Annotated in this window: 15 protein-coding genes; 4 read left to right on the forward strand and 11 right to left on the reverse strand. The window is 69.9% G+C overall.

The features are described 5' to 3' along the window. Nucleotides 1-2 precede the first annotated feature (2 nt). The 4 genes from DEI97_RS09340 (at nucleotide 3) to pgl (ending at nucleotide 4,988) form a co-directional block, all read left to right on the forward strand. Entirely contained in the window at nucleotides 3-1,607 is a 1,605-nt protein-coding gene (locus tag DEI97_RS09340; RefSeq protein WP_111073536.1) for a phosphoglucose isomerase-related protein, read from the forward strand. A 19-nt stretch (nucleotides 1,608-1,626) separates the two neighbouring features. After that, a complete protein-coding gene (zwf, locus tag DEI97_RS09345; RefSeq protein WP_111073537.1) occupies nucleotides 1,627-3,165 on the forward strand; it encodes a glucose-6-phosphate dehydrogenase in 1,539 nt (512 codons plus the stop codon). Continuing rightward, a complete protein-coding gene (locus tag DEI97_RS09350; RefSeq protein WP_111073538.1) occupies nucleotides 3,162-4,106 on the forward strand; it encodes a glucose-6-phosphate dehydrogenase assembly protein OpcA in 945 nt (314 codons plus the stop codon). The genes zwf and DEI97_RS09350 overlap by 4 nt, the downstream gene beginning before the upstream one ends. A 111-nt stretch (nucleotides 4,107-4,217) precedes the next feature. Further along, nucleotides 4,218-4,988: a 6-phosphogluconolactonase gene (gene pgl / locus DEI97_RS09355; RefSeq protein ID WP_111073539.1), complete on the forward strand. Its 771-nt coding sequence runs from the start codon at nucleotides 4,218-4,220 to the stop codon at nucleotides 4,986-4,988. 209 nt (nucleotides 4,989-5,197) lie between these two features. Here pgl and DEI97_RS09360 read toward each other — a convergent pair whose 3' ends face one another. From DEI97_RS09360 to uvrB, 11 genes are all read right to left on the reverse strand, one after another. Next, on the reverse strand, nucleotides 5,198-5,560 hold the full coding sequence (locus DEI97_RS09360) for an RNA polymerase-binding protein RbpA (RefSeq protein WP_111073540.1): 363 nt from the start codon (nucleotides 5,558-5,560) through the stop codon (nucleotides 5,198-5,200). A gap of 1 nt (nucleotide 5,561) precedes the next feature. Beyond that, a complete protein-coding gene (secG, locus tag DEI97_RS09365) occupies nucleotides 5,562-5,813 on the reverse strand; it encodes a preprotein translocase subunit SecG (protein ID WP_110825023.1) in 252 nt (83 codons plus the stop codon). 141 nt (nucleotides 5,814-5,954) lie between these two features. After that, nucleotides 5,955-6,734, reverse strand: coding sequence for a triose-phosphate isomerase (tpiA, locus tag DEI97_RS09370; RefSeq protein WP_111073541.1), 780 nt, complete (start codon nucleotides 6,732-6,734; stop codon nucleotides 5,955-5,957). Between the two features lie 43 nt (nucleotides 6,735-6,777). Beyond that, nucleotides 6,778-7,995 (reverse strand): phosphoglycerate kinase, encoded by a 1,218-nt coding sequence (locus DEI97_RS09375; protein ID WP_111073542.1) that lies wholly within the window; start codon nucleotides 7,993-7,995, stop codon nucleotides 6,778-6,780. 4 nt (nucleotides 7,996-7,999) lie between these two features. After that, on the reverse strand, nucleotides 8,000-9,004 hold the full coding sequence (gene gap / locus DEI97_RS09380; RefSeq protein WP_111073543.1) for a type I glyceraldehyde-3-phosphate dehydrogenase: 1,005 nt from the start codon (nucleotides 9,002-9,004) through the stop codon (nucleotides 8,000-8,002). Between the two features lie 268 nt (nucleotides 9,005-9,272). Further along, a complete protein-coding gene (gene whiA, locus DEI97_RS09385) occupies nucleotides 9,273-10,253 on the reverse strand; it encodes a DNA-binding protein WhiA (protein WP_110902223.1) in 981 nt (326 codons plus the stop codon). Nucleotides 10,254-10,331: 78 nt separating this feature from the next. Further along, on the reverse strand, nucleotides 10,332-11,219 hold the full coding sequence (gene rapZ / locus DEI97_RS09390; RefSeq protein ID WP_111073544.1) for an RNase adapter RapZ: 888 nt from the start codon (nucleotides 11,217-11,219) through the stop codon (nucleotides 10,332-10,334). Between the two features lie 151 nt (nucleotides 11,220-11,370). Beyond that, a complete protein-coding gene (gene uvrC, locus DEI97_RS09395) occupies nucleotides 11,371-13,500 on the reverse strand; it encodes an excinuclease ABC subunit UvrC (protein ID WP_111073545.1) in 2,130 nt (709 codons plus the stop codon). Then, nucleotides 13,501-16,509, reverse strand: a complete 3,009-nt coding sequence (uvrA, locus tag DEI97_RS09400; RefSeq protein WP_253463200.1) for an excinuclease ABC subunit UvrA — start codon at nucleotides 16,507-16,509, stop codon at nucleotides 13,501-13,503. 48 nt (nucleotides 16,510-16,557) lie between these two features. Further along, on the reverse strand, nucleotides 16,558-17,529 hold the full coding sequence (locus tag DEI97_RS09405) for an SDR family NAD(P)-dependent oxidoreductase (protein WP_111073546.1): 972 nt from the start codon (nucleotides 17,527-17,529) through the stop codon (nucleotides 16,558-16,560). Then, nucleotides 17,519-19,609: an excinuclease ABC subunit UvrB gene (gene uvrB, locus DEI97_RS09410; RefSeq protein ID WP_111073547.1), complete on the reverse strand. Its 2,091-nt coding sequence runs from the start codon at nucleotides 19,607-19,609 to the stop codon at nucleotides 17,519-17,521. Before uvrB ends, DEI97_RS09405 begins: the two co-directional genes overlap by 11 nt. Nucleotides 19,610-19,710 lie beyond the last annotated feature (101 nt).

Below are 19,710 nucleotides of genomic sequence, written 5' to 3' on the forward strand. Positions count from 1 at the left end.
GAGTGACCGTCTCCATCGCCGCCAGCGGTGACGCGGCGCGGGCCATCGACACGGTGGTCCCGCGCCTCGTCACCGACCTGGTGGCGTCCGGGATCACGGCCCAGGACGCCGCTCTCTGGGGTCCGGCGGCCGAGGCCGAGGCGTCGAACCGGCTCGGCTGGGTCGAGGCGGTCTCGGTCTCGCGTCCGCTCGTCGCCGAGGTCGTGGCGCTCCGCGACCAGCTGCACGAGCAGGGCGTCGACCGGGTCGTCCTCGCGGGAATGGGCGGCTCGTCGCTCGCGCCCGAGGTCATCACCCGGACCTCCGGCGTCCCGCTGGTCGTCCTCGACTCGACCGATCCCGCGCAGGTCCGCTCGGCACTGACCGACCTCGAGCGCACCGTGCTCGTCGTGTCGTCGAAGTCGGGTTCCACCGTCGAGACCGACTCGCAGCGTCGGGTGTTCGAGCAGGCGTTCCAGGACGCCGGCATCGACCCCGCCGGGCGCATCGTCGTCGTGACGGACCCGGGCTCCGCGCTCGAGACCACCGCGCAGCAGGCCGGGTACCGCGTCTTCACGGCCGACCCGACCGTGGGCGGCCGCTACTCCGCCCTGACCGCCTTCGGGCTGGTCCCGGCCGGGCTCGCGGGTGCGGACATCGCCGAGCTCCTCGACGAGGCCGACGCGATCAGCGTGCTGCTGGCCGTCGACACCGACGAGAACCCGGGCCTCGTCCTCGGCGCCGTGCTCGGTGGCACCGCTCCCCTGCGGGACAAGATCGGCATCGTCGCGGACGGCACGCACATCCTCGGCTTCGGTGACTGGGTCGAACAGCTCATCGCCGAGTCGACGGGCAAGGACGGCCGCGGTCTCCTGCCGGTCGTGCTCGACGTCGACGCCCCCGAACTGCAGGCCGGTCTGACCGACCTGCAGGTCGTCCGACTGGTCGGGTCCCGCGAGGACGAGCGGCACGTCGCCGACGGCGAACTCGAGATCACCGGCACGCTCGGCGGTCAGTTCCTGGTCTGGGAGTACGCGGTCGCGGTCGCCGGGCGTCTGCTCGGCATCAACCCGTTCGACCAGCCCGACGTGGAGGCCGCCAAGGTCGCCGCCCGTGCGCTGCTCGACGCTCCCGCGTCCGACGAGGTCGCCTCCGCGCCCGCCTTCGAGGAGCAGGGCATCGCCGTGTCCGCGACGGGTGGACTCGACGCCGGGACGACACTCGCGCAGGCCGTGTCGGGCCTCCTGGCCGGTCTCGGTCCGGACGGCTACGTCGCACTCCAGGTCTACGCGGACCGCACCGCCGGTGCCGACCTCGGGTCGCTCCGCGACCTGCTGGCAGCACGCACCGGCCGACCCGTCACCTCCGGGTACGGGCCCCGGTTCCTGCACTCCACCGGCCAGTACCACAAGGGCGGCCCCGCGAACGGCGTGTTCCTGCAGATCGTCTCCGACGAGCAGGACGACCTCGCCATCCCCGGCCGCCCGTTCACGTTCGGCCGGCTCATCCGAGCCCAGGCCGCCGGCGACGCGAGTGTCCTCGCGGAGCACGGCCGCCCGGTGCTGACCCTGTCGACGCGGGACGTCCCCGCGGCGGTGGCGGTCATCGCGGCTGCACTCACCACCTGATTCAAAGGAGTTCACCGACATGTCACCGGTGGCGATCACCCCGGAGCACAACCCGCTCCGGCTGCCCACGGACCGTCGACTGAACCGGATCGCGGGTCCCAGCACCCTCATCATCTTCGGGGTGACGGGAGACCTCTCCCGCAAGAAGCTGATGCCCGCGGTCTACGACCTCGCGAACCGAGGGCTCCTGCCCCCGGGGTTCGCGTTGGTCGGGTTCGCTCGACGTGACTGGGAGGACCAGGACTTCTCCCAGCTCGTCCACGATGCCGTCAAGGAGCACTCGCGGACCCCGTTCGACGAGGACGTCTGGCGTCAGCTCGAACAGGGCATCCGTTTCGTCCAGGGCTCGTTCGACGACCCTGAGGCGTTCCGGCTGCTCAAGGAGACGGTCGACACGCTGGACGCCGAGCGTGGGACGCTCGGCAACCACGCCTTCTACCTCTCCATCCCGCCGAAGATGTTCCCCGTGGTCACGGAGCAGCTCAAGGTCTCCGGCCTCACCGAGAAGCGTGACGGCTCGTGGAGCCGCGTGGTGGTCGAGAAGCCGTTCGGCTCCGACCTCCGTACCGCGCGCGAGCTGAACGCCATCGTCGAGAGCGTCTTCGCTCCCGACGACGTGTTCCGCATCGACCACTACCTCGGCAAGGAGACCGTCCAGAACCTCCTGACGCTCCGGTTCGCGAACCAGATGTACGAACCCATCTGGAACTCGAACTACGTCGACCACGTGCAGATCACGATGGCCGAGGACATCGGCGTCGCCGGACGTGCCGCGTACTACGACGGCATCGGTGCGGCGCGCGACGTCATCCAGAACCACCTGCTGCAGCTCCTCGCGCTCACCGCGATGGAGGAGCCCGTCTCGTTCAAGGCCGGACACCTCCGCGCCGAGAAGGAGAAGGTGCTCTCCGCCGTCCGGCTGCCCGAGGACCTGTCCATGGCGACCAGCCGCGGGCAGTACGCCGGTGGTTGGCAGGGCGGCGAGAAGGTGCTCGGGTTCCTCGAGGAAGCGGGCATGAACCCCGAGTCCACGACCGAGACCTTCGCGGCGATCCGGCTCGACATCGCGACCCGACGGTGGCAGGGCGTGCCCTTCTACCTGCGGGCCGGCAAGCGGCTCGGACGTCGGGTGACCGAGATCGCGATCGTCTTCAAGCGCGTACCGGAGGACGTGTTCGGCATCGAGCAGTCCCCGCTCGGGCAGAACGCCCTGGTGATCCGCGTGCAGCCGGACGAGGGCGTCACGCTCCGCTTCGGCTCGAAGGTCCCCGGCGTCGGGACACAGGTCCGCGACGTCACGATGGACTTCGGCTACGGCCACGCGTTCACCGAGGCCTCCCCCGAGGCCTACGAACGGCTCATCCTCGACGTGCTCCTCGGTGACCCGCCGCTGTTCCCGCGGCACCAGGAGGTCGAGCTGTCCTGGAAGATCCTCGACCCGATCGAGGACTTCTGGCGGACACAGGGCCAGCCCGAACAGTACCGTCCCGGCACCTGGGGCCCGGCTTCGGCCGACGAGCTCCTGGCCCGCGACGGACGGACCTGGAGGCGTCCATGAAGATCGACCTGCCGAACACCACGGTCTCGAAGATCCAGAAGACCCTGGTGCACATCCGCGAGGAGGGCGGCGCGGTCGCCCTCGGCCGCGTCCTGACGCTCATCGTCTCGACCGCCCTCGGTCGTGAGGAAGAAGCGATCGAGGCCGCGAACCAGGCGTCCCGCGAACACCCGATGCGCGTCGTCATCGTGTCGAAGAACGAAGGGGACGTCGCGTCCCCGGGCCGACTCGATGCACAGATCCGCGTCGGCAGCGACGCGGGTGCCAGCGAGGTCATCGTCCTCCGTGCGTACGGCGAGACCGCGGCGGACGAGGAGAGCCTGGTCACCGGGCTGCTCCTGCCCGACGCGCCCGTCGTCGCGTGGTGGCCGGAAGCCGCGCCGGAGAAGCCCTCGGCGTCCCCGCTCGGCCGGATCGCGCAGCGCCGGATCACCGACGCTGCCGCCCAGAAGGACCCGAACGCGGCCATCATGGCGCTGGCGGACTCCTACGCCCCGGGCGACACTGACTTCGCCTGGACCCGCCTGACCCTCTGGCGGAACCAGCTCGCCGCGGCGCTCGACCAACCGCCGTTCGAGCCGATCACCGCGGTGGAGGTCTCCGGCGCGTTCGACAGCCCGTCGACCGTGCTGCTCGCCGCCTGGCTCGGTCTGCAGCTCAAGGTCCCCGTCGAGGTCACCACCTCACCCCGTGCCACCGGCTCGTCCGGCATCCACGGCGTGCAGCTGGTCCGCGAGTCCGGGACGATCGAACTCGAGCGCTCCCTGGTCGACGTGGCGACGCTGTCGATGCCCGGCCAGCCGACGCACGACCTGTCGCTGCCGCGCCGGAACCTGCGCGACTGCCTGGCCGAGGAACTCCGTAGACTCGACCCCGACGTCCTCTTCGGAGACGTCGTCAAGCACGGGGTGGCCAAGCTCCGCGAACGCATCGCGGGCTGAACCCCACGGTTCGGCCGTCCGTCCTGCCCCGCTGCCGTCCGCGGCGGGAAGGTCGGACGGCCGGCCGGACCGACCCGGTCGCACCGGCCGCACCACGAACACAGGAGTCACGTGACCAACGAACGGCGGGTGCTCGTGCACCCCGACAAGCAGGCCCTCGGCGCCTCCGTCGCCGCACGCTTCCTCACGAAGCTCATCGACGTCCTCGACGAGCAGGGACGGGCCGACATCGCGATCAGCGGTGGCTCCGTCTCCACCCTCGTCCTGGCCGCGATCGGGCAGTCGCAGGCGAAGCAGAGCGTCGACTGGTCGAAGGTCCACGTCTGGTGGGTCGACGAGCGCTGGGTGCCGGAAGGCGATGCCGACCGCAACATCACCGGGACGCAGACCGATTTCCTGGACCACGTGAGCATCCCCACGGAGAACATCCACCCGATGGCGCCGTCGGACGCGGGCATCAGCATCGACGAAGCCGCCACGCAGTACGAGCGCGAACTGCTCGCCGCAGCACCGGACTCCGCCGAGACGCCCCGGTTCGACATCACGCTGCTCGGCGTCGGACCGGACGGCCACACCGCGTCGCTGTTCCCCGAGTTCCCGCAGCTGCGCATCACCGACCGCAAGGTCGTCCCCGTCGACGACTCCCCCAAGCCGCCGGCGCAGCGCCTGACGCTCACCTACCCGGTGATCAATGCCTCGCAGCGTGTCTGGGTGATCCTGTCCGGTGCCGAGAAGGCGTCGGTCCTCGGCCTCGCCCTGGCCGGCGCGGCCGTGGACGAGGTCCCCGTGGGCGGCGTGCAGGGTCGGAAGCGCACGGTCTTCTTCGTCGACCAGGACGCCGCACGCGACGTCCCGGAGAACCTCATCGCGTCGACGTACTGACGCACGGTGCGCGTGACGCGCCTGCAGACGGACGGGAGGCCCGGTACCAGCTGGTACCGGGCCTCCCGTCCGTCGTCTGGTCGCCCGCCACGGCCGCCCGCCGGTGCCGCCCGCCGGTGCCCGCTCGACGCCGAACGGCCGGGAACGGCCGAGGCCCCCACACCATCCGGTGTGGGGGCCTCCGCCGTGTTCTCAGTCTGGTGCTGGGGCTACTTGGCCGCGGTGCCGCGTCGCTGACGCAGCTGCTGGAGCGCGTCCTCGAGCAGCTGTGCTGCTTCTTCCTCGGTCCGCCGTTCCTTCACGTAGGCGAGGTGCGTCTTGTAGGGCTCGGTCTTCGCGACCTGCGGCGGGTTCTCCTTGTCGCGACCGGCCGGCAGACCCGTGGACGGCGAATCGACCGTCTCGGGGATCTCTTCGTCGGGCAGGCTCGCGGCGAAGTACCGCACGACCTCGTTGCCCATCGCGTCCCAGTAGGAGATCGCGACGCGCTCGGCCTGGACCCCGCGGTCCTGTTCGCCCATGGGGCCCGCGCCGACGCGCGAACCGCGGATAGCGCTTCCTCCGGATGCCATGTCAGCTCCCTGCCGTGAACTTGTTGATGAGACCGAGCACGATGATGCTGGAGATCCAGAGGAGCCCGAGGATCACCGTGATGCGGTTCAGGTTGCGCTCGGCGACGCCGGATGCCCCGAGGTTGCTCGTCACACCACCGCCGAACATGTCGGAGAGGCCGCCACCGCGGCCCTTGTGCAGGAGGATGAGGAGCGTGAGCAGGAGGCTCGTGATCGCGAGCAGGACCTGCAGCACGACGGAGAGTATCGCCACGACGTACCTTTCGTGTCAGTCAGCCATCCGAGTATACCGGTCGCGCGGAGCGCGCTCGGGACCCGGGCTGGTTGGGCGGTGCGGGAGGGACACAGCACGAGGCGCGACGGGCGGTGCCCGTCGCGCCTCGGCGGTGGTGGTCTAGAGACCGACGTGCTGCTGGAACCGCGCGATGGCGGCGAACTCCTGCACGTCGAGGGACGCGCCGCCGACGAGCGCGCCGTCGACGTCGGGCTCGCGGAGGAAGCCGGCGATGTTGCCCGACTTCACCGAACCGCCGTACAGGATGCGCGTGTCGGCGGCCGCCTGGTCACCCCAGGCAGCGGCGATCCCGCGACGCAACGCGGCACACTCGTCCTGCGCCTGCTCGGCCGTGGCGGCCTGGCCGGAGCCGATCGCCCAGACCGGTTCGTACGCGACGACGATCTCGGACGGCTGCACCGCCCCGAGGACGACCTGCAGCTGCTCGACCGGCACGACGCCGGCTCCGCGCTGCTCACGCTGTTCGCCGGTCTCGCCGACGCACACGACCGGGACCAGGCCGTGCTTCACGGCAGCAGCGGTCTTCGCGGCGACGACCTCGTCGGTCTCACCGTGCATGGTGCGACGCTCGGAGTGTCCGACGATGACGTACTTCGCGTCGAGTGCGGCGAGGAAGGCCCCCGAGATGTCCCCGGTGTAGGCACCGGAGTCGTACTGCGACAGGTCCTGGGCGCCGAACGCCAGCGACAGCTTGTCCGCCGAGATCAGCGTCTGCACGCTGCGCAGGTCGGTGAAGGGCGGGAAGACGGCGACCTCGACGTCGGCGTGGTCGTGACGGGCGTCCTTGAGGGTCCACGCGAGCTTCTGGACCGTGGCGATGGCCTGGAGGTGGTCCAGGTTCATCTTCCAGTTGCCAGCGATCAAGGGGGTGCGGTTCATGCTGTGCCCTCCCGAGCATCACCAGCGACGAGCGGCGTGCGGGTCATGCGGACCATCCCAGGGCTTCGAGGCCGGGGAGCGACTTGCCCTCGAGGAACTCGAGGCTCGCCCCGCCACCGGTGGAGATGTGGCCGAACTGGTCGTCGGTGAAGCCGAGCGACCGGACAGCGGCGGCGGAGTCGCCACCACCGACCACGCCGAGGCCGTCGACCTCGGTCAGTGCCTGGGCGACGGTCTTCGTGCCGGCGGCGAAGGCCGGGAACTCGAACACGCCCATCGGGCCGTTCCAGAACACCGTCTTCGAGGCGGCGACCGCACGGGCGAACCGCTCGGCCGTCTCGGGCCCGATGTCCAGGCCGATGCCGTCCGTGCCGAACGCGGACGACTCGATGGCGTCCGCGGCGACCGTCTCGTGCTCGGCGTCCGCGGCGAACCCGGAGGCCACCACGACGTCGGTCGGTAGGTCGATCGTCACGCCGAGCTCGATCGCCCGCGACAGGTACTCGCGCACGGTGTCGAGCTGGTCCTGCTCGAGCAGCGACTTCGCCACCCCGTGGCCCTGGGCCGCGAGGAAGGTGAAGAGCATGCCGCCGCCGATGCAGATCGTGTCGACCCGCGGCAGGAGGTGGTCGATGACGCCGAGCTTGTCGCTGACCTTCGAACCACCGAGGACGACCGTGTACGGCCGCTCCGGGTCCTTGGTCAGGCGCTCGAGCACGGTCAGTTCCTGCTCGATGAGCTGACCGGCAGCGCTCGGGAGCGCCGATGCCAGCTCGTACACGGAGGCCTGCTTGCGGTGTACGACGCCGAAGCCGTCGGAGACGAAGGCGTCCCCGAGCGCGGCGATGCGCTCCGCGAAGGCCGTGCGCTCGGCGGCGTCCTTCGAGGTCTCCTCCGGGTTGAAGCGGAGGTTCTCGAGCAGCAGGACGTCACCGTCCTCGAGGGCCTCGGCAGCCGCGGTCGCTTCGTCGCCGACGGTCTCGTCGACGAAGGTGACCGGCTTGCCGAGCAGCTCGGACAGCCGCTGGGCGACGGGCGCGAGCGAGTACTCGGGCTTCCGTTCGCCGTCGGGCCGGCCGAGGTGGGACACCACGACCACGCGCGCGCCAGCGGTGATCAGGGTGTTCAGGGTGGTGAGCGACGCCCGCACGCGGCCGTCGTCCGTGATCGTGCCGTCCTTGAGCGGGACGTTCAGGTCACAGCGGACGACGACACGCTTGCCGGCGAGGTCGCCGAGGTCCTCGAGGGTGCGGAGAGCCATCAGGTCAGAGCTTCTCGCCCACGAACTCGGTCAGGTCGACCAGGCGGTTCGAGTAGCCCCACTCGTTGTCGTACCACGAGGTGATCTTGACGAGGTTGCCCATGACCTTGGTCAGGCCGGAGTCGTAGATCGAGGAGTGCGGGTCCGTCGTGATGTCGGTCGACACCAGCGGGTCCTCGCTGTAGAGCAGGATGCCCTTCATCGGGCCCTCGGCGGCGGCCTTGTAGGCGGCGTTGATCTCGTCGACGGTGACGTCCGACTTCGTCTCGAGGGTGAGGTCGGTGATCGAACCGGTCGGGACCGGGACGCGCAGCGCGAAGCCGTCGAGCTTACCGGCGAGCTCCGGCATGACCAGGCCGATGGCCTTGGCGGCACCGGTCGAGGTCGGGACGATGTTCAGCGCGGCCGCACGGGCACGACGCGGGTCCTTGTGCGGGCCGTCCTGGAGGTTCTGGTCGGCGGTGTAGGCGTGGACCGTGGTCATGAGACCGCGCTCGATGCCGAACGCGTCGTGGAACACCTTGGCGAGCGGCGCGAGGCTGTTCGTGGTGCACGAGGCGTTCGAGATGATGTGGTGGTTCGCGGCGTCGTAGGTGTCCTCGTTCACGCCGAGCACGATGGTGACGTCGTCACCGGTGGCCGGGGCGGAGATGATGACCTTCTTGGCGCCGGCGTCGATGTGCTTCTGCGCATCGGCGGCCTTGGTGAAGAAGCCGGTGGACTCGATGACGATGTCGACACCCAGCTCGCCCCAGGGCAGGTTGGCGGGGTCGCGCTCCGCGAGGACCTTGATGGGCTTGCCGTCGACGACGATGTTGTCGCCGTCGAGCTCGACCGAGACGCCGAGGCGACCCGTGATCGAGTCGAACTTGAGCAGGTTCGCGAGTGCGGCGTTGTCGGTGAGGTCGTTCACCGCCACGATCTCGAGGTCGCTGCCCTTGGCCAGAGCGGCGCGGAAGAAGTTACGGCCGATCCGGCCGAAGCCGTTGATGCCGATCTTGACGGTCAATGGATCTCCTGTTGGGTGTGGAGCGCCTCGGGAGACGCTGCTTTTTCGGAGTGTGGAGGCGTCGTCATGGACGACGGCCGACCCACGCACGTGGACGATACGCCCCGTGACGTCGCCGTACCGACCCTAGCAGCCGGACCCCCGCGGACCGCCTGCATGACGCCGTTGCGGGGACGGGTCGGGTGCGGCGACCACGGGGGTCCGGCGGCCGGTCAGCGAGCTGCCCGGCGGAGGGTGAGACCGGCGCAGGGTGCGGCCGCCGCTGTACTCAGGCGCCCTCGAGCTCTTCCGGCACGCTGGCCTCGGTCCCGGGGATGCCGAGGTCGCTGGCGCGCTTGTCGGCCATCGCGAGCAGGCGGCGGATGCGTCCGGCGATCGCGTCCTTCGTCATGGGCGGGTCCGCGTGCTGGCCGAGCTCGTCGAGCGAGGCGTCGCGGTGCTCCAGGCGCAGGGCCCCGGCGTACTGCAGGTGGTCGGGGACCTCGTCGCCGAGGATCTCCAGGGCACGTTCGACCCGGGCACACGCGGCGACGGCGGCCTGCGCGGAACGACGGAGGTTCGCGTCGTCGAAGTTCACCAGGCGGTTGGCGGTGGCACGGACCTCGCGGCGCTGGCGCATCTCCTCCCAGTCGGCGGTCGTGCGGGCGGCGCCCATCGCGGTGAGCATCTGACCGATCGCCTCACCGTCGCGGATCACGACGCGGTGCACGCCGCGGACCTCGCGGCCCTTCGCGGCGATGCCGAGGCGCGACGCTGCTCCGACGAGGGCCATCGCGGCCTCGTTGCCGGGGCACGTGACCTCGAGTGCCGCGGCACGGCCCGGGTCGGTCAGGGTGCCGGACGCCAGGAACGCACCGCGCCAGATGGCTGCGAGGTCCTCGCGGTTGCCGGTGGTCAGCCGGTTGGGGAGGCCCCGCACCGGTCGGCGTCGGGCGTCCATCAGGCCGGTCTGGCGGGCGAGCGTCTCGCCGGCCTCGAGCACACGCACGAGGTAGCGGGTCCCGCGACGCGAGGACGCGGTGGACCCGACGGAGGCCTCGCTGCGGACGCCGTAGAGCTCGGCGAGGTCCTTGCGGACGCGGTGCACGATGATCCGGGTGTCGAGCTCGACCTCGACCGCGATGCGGCCGGAGATGACGTGCAGGCCCCCGGCGAAGCGCAGGACGGTCGCGAGTTCGGCGGCGCGGACCGTGTTCCGGTTGACGACGACCCTGGCCAGCTCGTCCTTCACCTCGGCAGTCAACGGCACGGCATCATTCCTTACGTTCTTCGGGGTGGGGCTCTGCGGTCCCGGGGCGCACGCGTGTGGAGGCGGCCGGTGGGACGGTCACTCCCGGCCGAGATCTCGGTTCTTCACACGCACGGCGACGTTGGGCATCCCGCGGAGCAGGTTCGCCAACTCGGCGACGATGGCGACCGAACGGTGCTTGCCGCCGGTACAGCCGATGGCGATCGTAGCGTGTCTTTTGTTCTCGCGCTGGTACCCCTCGAAGACCGGCTCCAGGACGGAGGCGTAGCGGTCGACGAACGGACGGGCCCCGGACTGCTCCATGACGTAGTCCGAGACGGGCTTGTCGAGGCCCGTGTGCGCCCGGAGTTCCGGCACCCAGTAGGGGTTCGGGATGAACCGCACGTCGGCCACCATGTCGGCGTCGGTGGGCAGTCCGTACTTGAACCCGAAGCTCATCAGCGTCACCTGGACCCCGACGAACCGGTCCTCGGCGAACCGCTCGGTGACGGCGTTCGCCAGCTGGTGGATGTTCAGGTCGGAGGTGTCGATGATCAGGTCGGACGCCTCGCGCAGCCCGAGCAACCGGGTGCGTTCCCGGGCGATGCCGTCGAGCAGCGTGTCCTCGCCCTGCAGCGGGTGTGGGCGACGGACCTGCTCGAACCGCCGCACCAGGACCTGGTCGGTGGCCTCGAGGAACAGCACCCGGACCCGGGCGCTCGTGCTCTCGCGCAGGGACTGCACGGCGCGCTCCGGGTCGGTGAAGAACCGCCCACCGCGGACGTCGACGACCGTCGCGATCTTCGGGATCGACTCCCCCGCGCGGTCCGCCAGGTCGGTGAGCGGCCCGAGCATCTGCGTCGGCAGGTTGTCGACGACGTACCAGCCGAGGTCCTCGAGCGCCTTGCCGACCGTCGACCGCCCCGCACCGGACATGCCCGTCACGATCAGGACGTCGTGCTGTTGCTGCGAGGTGGTGTCGGTCATCTGCGAAGGGGCTCCATCGTGGTGTGGCCGGGCGGGTCGCCCGTCGGAGCCGGGCGCGGAGCGCTCGGCATGGGTGGGCCCGCGGACCCTCGGGCTGTCCGCCCTGGGTCCGCGTCCAGGCTACCGTCCGACCGGGAGGCCCGTGCCGGGGTCACGCAGGCCGGTGCGGACCGTCCGGGGTCGTCTCGGGGACGCGCACCGGGCCTCCCGGCTGTGGCGCGCTGGACGGTGCCGACGCGCTGGCCAGTTCCGGAACACTGGCCGGTTCGGGAGCACTGGCCGGTTCGGGTGCGCTGGCCGACTCGGGGGCACTGACGGGCACGGTCGTGAGCTTCCGGACCACCGCGGCCGCGGTCGCCGGTCCGACGCCGGGGACCTCGGCGACCTCCTCTGCCGTCGCCTGCCGGAGCCGGGCGACGGAACCGAAGTGCTTGAGCAGCGCCGAGACCCGGTTCGGCCCGAGTCCGGGGATCTCGGACAGCTGCGAGCGGACGTCGCGCTTCCGCCGGGTGCGCTGGTGCGTGATCGCGAACCGGTGTGCCTCGTCGCGGAGGCGTTGGATGAGGAACAGCGCCTCGGAGTTGCGCGGCAGGATCACCGGGAAGTCGTCGTCCGGCAGCCACAGCTCTTCCAGCCGCTTCGCGATGCCGACCAGGGCGATGTCGCGGACCCCGGCTTCGTCGAGGGCCCGCTTCGCCGCCGCGACCTGCGGTTGCCCACCGTCGACGACGAGCAGCTGCGGGCGGTACGCGAACCGCTTCGAGGGCTTCGTGCCCTCGACCACGCCGTCGGCCGTGACGTCCGGGACGTCCGGCACGGCCGCGTCTTCGTCGAGCCGGGCCAGGCGGCGCGTGAGCACCTGGTACATGCTGTCGGTGTCGTCGGTGGTCTCGGCGATCGTGTAGCGGCGGTACTGGTCCTTGCGCGGCAGGCCGTCCTCGAACACGACCATCGACGCGACGACGTTCGTGCCCTGCAGGTGCGAGATGTCGTAGCACTCCATCCGCAGCGGAGCCTCGGACATGCCCAGTGCCTCCTGGATGTCCGCCAGGGCCGCCGCCCGGGTCGTGTAGTCGGCCGAGCGCTTGGTCTTGTAGAGCATCAGCGCCTGCTGGGCGTTCTGCGACGCGGTCCGGGCCAAGCCCGCTCGGTCCCCACGCTGCGCGGTGCTGAGCTTCGTGCCACGGCCCCCACGGCGGTCGCTGAGCCACTGCTGGAGGGCGTCGGCGTCGTCCGGCAGCACCGGCACCACGACCTCTCGCGGCGGTCCGTCGTTCGCCACACCCGGCGTCGGGTCGGCGCTCGCCTGCATGAGCAGTGCGCCGTCGGCACCGGTCGACAGCCCGTCGTCGGCGTAGACGCCCTGCACGATCTGCTCGACGAGGTCGCCCGTGCTGATGTCGAGCTCCTTGTCGACGACCCAGCCGCGGACACCACGGATGCGCCCGCCCCGGACCGAGAACAGCTGCACGGCCGCGGCGAGCTCGTCCTCGGCGATGCCGAACAGGTCGAGGTCGACCGAGTCCTTGAGCACCACGGCGGACTTCTCGAGGACCGCTTCGAGCGCCTCGACCTGGTCACGGAAGCGCGCGGCCTGCTCGTACTGCATGGCGTCCGCCGACGCTGCCATCCGCTGCCGGAGCTGGGTGATGACGCGGCGGTCGTAGCTGCCCATGAAGCGGACGAACTCCTCGACGAGCGCGCGGTGCTCCTCGATGGTCACGCGCTGCGAGCAGGGACCGCCGCACTTGCCGATCTGCCCGGGGAAGCAGGGCTTGCCGGTCTGCATGGCCCGCTTGTACGAGGACTCCGAGCAGGTGCGGATCGGGAAGACCTTGATCATCAGGTCGATCGTGTCGTGCACCGCCCAGATCTTCGGGTACGGGCCGAAGTACTTGGCGCCCTTGATCTTCCGGTTCCGGGTCACCATCACCCGGGGTGCCTCGTCCGCCATCGTGATCGCCATGTACGGGTAGGACTTGTCGTCCCGGAACTTGACGTTGAACGGCGGATCGAACTCCTTGATCCACGTGTACTCGAGCTGCAGCGCTTCGATCTCGGACCCGACGGTGGTCCACTCGACGCTCTTCGCCGTCAGGACCATCCGCCGGGTGCGTTCGTGCAGGGTCGGCAGCGGTGCGAAGTAGTTGCTCAGGCGGGCCCGGAGGTTCTTCGCCTTGCCGACGTAGAGCACCCGACCGTTGCCGTCACGCCATCGGTAGACGCCCGGGTCGGTCGGGATCTCCCCCGCCTTCGGCCGCCAGGAGACGGTGTCGGCCACCTAGCGAGCCCCTGCCTTCTCTGCACCTGCTCGCCGTGCACCGACCGACCGCTGCTTGCCCACGCGGGCGTCCTGCGCCTCGAGGATCTCGCGGAGGAAGACACCGGTGTGGCTCTCCGGGACGTCGGCGACGTGCTCCGGCGTGCCGGTCGCGAGCACCGTGCCACCACCGGAACCACCCTCGGGACCCATGTCGATGACCCAGTCGGCGGACTTGATGACGTCGAGGTTGTGCTCGATCGTGATGACGGTGTTGCCCTTGTCGACCAGCGACTGCAGCACGAGGAGGAGCTTCCGGACGTCCTCGAAGTGCAGACCCGTGGTCGGCTCGTCGAGCACGTACACGGTGCGGCCGTTCGAGCGACGCTGCAGCTCGGTCGCGAGCTTGACGCGCTGCGCCTCGCCACCCGACAGGGTCGTCGCGCTCTGCCCGAGTCGGACGTAGCCCAGGCCGACGTCGACCAGGGTCGCCATGTAGCGGTGGATCGCGGAGATCGGCTCGAAGAACTCGGCCGCCTCGCTGATCGGCATGTCCAGGACCTCGGAGATGCTCTTGCCCTTGTAGTGCACCTGCAGCGTCTCGCGGTTGTACCGGGCACCACCGCAGACCTCGCACGCGACGTAGACGTCGGGCAGGAAGTTCATCTCGATCTTGATCGTGCCGTCACCGGAGCAGTTCTCGCAGCGACCGCCCTTGACGTTGAAGCTGAAGCGACCGGGCTGGTAGCCGCGGGTCTTCGCCTCTTGCGTCTCGGCGAAGAGCTGCCGGATGCGGTCGAAGACGCCGGTGTAGGTCGCCGGGTTCGAGCGCGGGGTGCGGCCGATCGGTGCCTGGTCGACGTGCACGACCTTGTCGAGCTGGTCCAGGCCCTTCACCCGCGTGTGCTTGCCGGCGATGTGCCGGGCACCGTTGAGCTGGTTGGCGAGCACCTTGTAGAGGATGTCGTTGACCAGGGTGGACTTGCCGGAGCCGCTGACGCCGGTGACCGCCGTGAACACGCCGAGCGGGAAGTCGACGTCCACGTCCTTGAGGTTGTTCGCCCGGGCACCCTGCACGGTGATGACCCGCTTGCGGTTCACCTTGCGGCGCTCGGACGGCATCTCGATCGAGCGGCGACCAGCCAGGTAGTCGCCCGTGATCGACTCGCGGTTCTCGATCATGTCGGCGTACGAACCGGAGTGCACGACCTTGCCGCCGTTGACGCCGGCACCGGGTCCGATGTCGACGACCCAGTCGGCGGTGCGGATGGTGTCCTCGTCGTGCTCGACGACGATGAGCGTGTTGCCGAGTTCCTTGAGCTTGACCAGGGTGTCGATCAGGCGGCGGTTGTCGCGCTGGTGCAGACCGATGCTCGGTTCGTCGAGGACGTAGAGCACCCCGGTCAGGCCGGAGCCGATCTGCGTCGCCAGACGGATGCGCTGCGCTTCACCGCCGGAGAGCCCACCGGCGCCACGCGCCAGGGTCAGGTAGTTGAGGCCGACCTCGAGCAGGAACTCGAGACGGGCCCGGATCTCGCGCAGGACGGCCGCGGCGATGTGCGCCTCGCGCTTGGTCAGGGCGATGTCCGCCATGAACGCGTAGGCCTCGTCCAGGGCCATGCTCGTGACGTCGGCGATGCTGCGACCGTCCACGGTCACACCGAGCACCTCGGGCTTCAGGCGCGTGCCGTCGCAGACCGGGCAGGGGACCTCACGCAGGTAGCCCTGGAAGCGCTGTCGCTGCGAGTCGGTCTCGGCCTCGGCGAACTTGCGCTCGATGTAGGGCATGACACCCTCGAACCCGCTCGTGTACCGCATCTCGCGGCCGAAGCGGTTCCGCCAGGACACCGAGACCTCGAAGTCCTTGCCGGTCAGGATCGCGGCCTGCACCGACGCGGGCAGCTGGCTCCACGGGGTGTCCATCCGGAAGCCGAGCTCCTTGCCGAGACCGGCGAGCAGCTTCTCGAAGTACGAGTACAGGCCGCTGGTACCGGTCCAGGGCAGCAGCACGCCGTCCTTCAGCGAGGCCTCGGGGTCACCGAGCACCAGGTCCGGGTCGACCGACATCCGGGTACCGAGACCGGAGCACTCCGGGCAGGCGCCGAACGGGGCGTTGAACGAGAACGTCCGCGGCTCGATCTCGGTCAGGGCCAGCGGGTGGTTGTTCGGGCAGGACAGGTTCTCGGAGTACGTCCGGACCGCGCCGGGCCCCTCGTGGTCCACGAGGTCGATCGCCACGGTGCCGTCCGTCAGGCGCAGGGCCGTCTCGAGCGAGTCGGTCAGTCGTCCCAGGATGTCGTCGCTGGCGACCAGGCGGTCGACGATGACGGAGATGTCGTGCTTGACCTGCTTCTTCAGCGTCGGCGGGCTGCTCAGCTGGATCCGCTCACCGTCGACGATGGCGCGCGAGTAGCCGGAGGCCGCGAGCTCCTGGAAGAGGTCGACGAACTCGCCCTTCTTCTTCGACACGATCGGCGCGAGCACCTGGAAGCGGGTGCCGCTCTCCTGCGTCATCAGCTGGTCGGCGATCTGCTGCACGCTCTGCTTGCTGATCACTTCACCGCAGACGGGGCAGTGCGGGATGCCGATGCGCGCCCAGAGCAGACGCATGTAGTCGTAGACCTCGGTGATGGTGCCCACCGTGGACCGCGGGTTGCGGTTCGTCGACTTCTGGTCGATCGACACCGCCGGCGACAGGCCCTCGATGAAGTCGACGTCGGGGCGGTCGACCTGGCCGAGGAACTGCCGGGCGTACGCCGACAGGGACTCGACGTAGCGCCGCTGGCCCTCGGCGAAGATCGTGTCGAACGCCAGCGAGGACTTGCCCGAGCCGGACAGCCCGGTGAACACGACGAGCGAGTCACGTGGGATCTCGAGGTCGACGTCCCGGAGGTTGTGGACGCGCGCGCCACGGACGCTGAGCGTCGACGTGTCGTGCGGGGCCGTCCCGCCGGGCAGGTGCAGGTCCGACGGCTCGTCGAAGTCGTCCGGGCCGGACGTGGCGGTTCCGCGGTCAGAGGTGATGGTCATCGCAGACGATTCTACGAAGCCGGTCCGACAAACGCCCGCCGAGTCGGCTCAGTCGAGTGCGTCCAGAGCGAACGTGACGCCGGAGGCACGCTCGCTGGCGGTCCAGAGCCGCGCCGCCTCGAGCCGGTCGTGCGCCCGCGGTTCCGCCGGCACCACCGTTGCGCGTCCGCGGAGCTGGAACCAGCCGTCCGGCCCCCAGTACTCGCCGGAGCGGACGTCGTCGGCGACCGAGGCGTGCACGAGCGGGACCGCGCCGGCGTCCTTCCCCTGTGCGATCAACCGCTGACCGGGCCCGATCCACGACGGGTCGGACCGCGACGGTTCGGATTGCGACCGCTCGGAGCGCGATGGCTGGGGACGCGACTGCGCTCCCGCCGCCTGGGTCAGCGAGTCGAGCGCGAGCCCCGGGTGCGCGACGACGCTCGACACCGCGGACCCGGCGTCCGCCAGACGCTGGGCGAGCTCGAACCCGAACAGCATCACCGCGAGCTTGCTCCGCGCGTACTGCCGGTAGCCGTTGTAGTACCCCGCGCCGAGCGGGTCGTGGCGATCGAGGGTCGCCCAGCGGTGGGAGATCGAGCCGAGGTGGACGATCCGCCCACCGGTGGCCTGCAGCATCGGCAGCACCAGGCCGGTCCAGGCGAAGTGGCCGAGGTGGTTCGTGCCGATCTGCAGCTCGTGGCCCTGCGCGGTGGACTGCCGCTCGCGCGACCCGACCACCCCGGCGTTGTTGAGGACGGCGTGCACGGGCCCCATCGTGGCCAGGGTGTCGGCCGCCGCACGGACCGAGTCGAGGTCGGCCAGGTCGAGGTGGACGTGCTCGAGCACCGCGTCGGGGACCGCGGAGCGGATGCGGCGCTCGGCTGCCACGGCCTTCTCGGGGTTGCGGGTCGCCAGGACCACCCGGTGCCCGGCTGCGGCGAGCTGCTGGGCGGCCTGGTACCCGAGACCGGCGCTGGCGCCCGTGACGACGACGGTCCGCCGACCGGCACCGGTGCCGGTGCCGGGGTCAGACCACATGGCCGGCCGACTCCATCTGCCGCAGGGCCTTCTTCAGGTCCTGCACCTCGTCACGCAGTCGGGCCGCGAGCTCGAACTTCAGTTCGGCCGCCGCCTGCAGCATCTGGTCGTTGAGGTCGGCGATCGTGGCCTCGAGCTGCGTCGCGCCCTCGCCGGCGATGCCCTCGCGGCGGAGCGACGGCGTCGGTGCGCGGCGGCCGTCACGGACACCGCCCCCGCGGCGCTCGAGGAGCTCGCGGGTGTCGTCGCTCTCGCGGTTGAGGACCTCGGTGATGTCGGCGATCTTCTTGCGCAGCGGCTGCGGGTCGATGCCGTGCTCGAGGTTGTACGCCACCTGCTTCTCGCGGCGGCGATCGGTCTCCTCGATGGCCTGCTTCATGGAGTCGGTCATCTTGTCGGCGTACATCAAGACCTGACCCGACACGTTGCGCGCGGCACGACCGATCGTCTGGATGAGCGAGGTCGACGACCGGAGGAAGCCTTCCTTGTCGGCGTCGAGGATCGCGACGAGCGAGACCTCCGGCAGGTCGAGGCCCTCACGCAGCAGGTTGATGCCGATGAGCACGTCGTAGACGCCCTGGCGCAGCTCGGTGAGCAGCTCCACGCGCTTCAGGGTGTCGACGTCCGAGTGCAGGTAGCGCACCCGGACCCCGGCGTTGCCGAGGAAGTCGGTGAGCTCTTCGGCCATGCGCTTGGTCAGTGTGGTGACGAGCACGCGCTCGTTCTTCTCGGAGCGCTGCTTGATCTCCTCGAGCAGGTCGTCGATCTGGCCGTCGCTCGGCTTGATGATGATCTCGGGGTCGATGAGGCCCGTCGGGCGGATGATCTGCTCGACGACGCTGTCCGTGATGCCGAGCTCGTACTTGCCGGGCGTCGCCGACAGGAAGACCTTCTGCCCGACGCGGTCGAGGAACTCCTCCCACTTCAGCGGGCGGTTGTCCATCGCGCTCGGCAGCCGGAAGCCGTGCTCCACCAGGGTGCGCTTCCGGGAGGCGTCGCCCTCGTACATCGCACCGATCTGCGGCACCGTGACGTGCGACTCGTCGATGACCAGGAGGAAGTCCTCCGGGAAGTAGTCGATGAGGCAGTGCGGGGCTTCGCCGGGGCCGCGGCCCTCCATGTGGCGGGAGTAGTTCTCGATGCCCGAGCAGAACCCGATCTGCTCCATCATCTCGATGTCGAAGGTGGTGCGCATCCGGAGCCGCTGGGCCTCGAGCAGCTTGCCCTGGCCCTCGAGCTCGGCGAGCCGCTCGGCCAGCTCGTGCTTGATCGAGGTGATCGCCCGGTGCATGACGTCGGTGTCCGCGACGTAGTGGGACGCCGGGAAGATCGAGACGGCGGGCAGGTCGTCGATGACGTTGCCGGTCAGCGGGTGCAGCGAGGACAGCGCTTCGATCTCGTCACCGAACATCTCGATGCGGATCGCGTGCTCTTCGTACATCGGGATGATCTCGAGCGTGTCGCCGCGGACCCGGAAGGTGCCGCGGGCGAAGTCGACGTCGTTGCGCTGGTACTGCATGCTGACGAACTTCCGCACGAGCTGGTCGCGGGAGATGTTCTGCCCGATGTGCAGCGCGACCGAGGCGTTCATGTACTGCTCGGGCGTGCCGAGGCCGTAGATGCAGGACACGGTCGACACCACGACGGTGTCACGGCGGCTGAGCAGGGAGTTCGTCGTCGAGTGCCGCAGACGCTCGACCTCGGCGTTGACGGACGAGTCCTTCTCGATGAAGGTGTCCGTCTGCGGGACGTAGGCCTCGGGCTGGTAGTAGTCGTAGTACGAGACGAAGTACTCGATGGCGTTGTTCGGCATCAGGCCGCGGAACTCGTTGGCGAGCTGCGCCGCCAGCGTCTTGTTGTGCGCGAGCACCAGCGTCGGCCGCTGCACCTGTTCGATCAGCCACGCGGTGGTCGCCGACTTGCCGGTACCGGTCGCACCGAGCAGCACGACGTCGGTCTCACCCGCGTTGATGCGCCCGGCGAGTTCGGCGATGGCCGCGGGCTGGTCCCCACTCGGCATGTACTCGCTGATGACCTCGAACGGTCGGATGGCACGCGTGGGCTCTACGGCAACTCCCATGGAGCCAACAGTAGGCGCGGCCGCTGACATCGGAGTGCTCTGCTCGCCCTCGGCGTACTGTCACCCGATAGCGGACGCAGAGACACCTGATCGGCACCGGT

The sequence above is a fragment of the Curtobacterium sp. MCLR17_032 genome (assembly GCF_003234795.2).
GTDB lineage: Bacteria > Actinomycetota > Actinomycetes > Actinomycetales > Microbacteriaceae > Curtobacterium.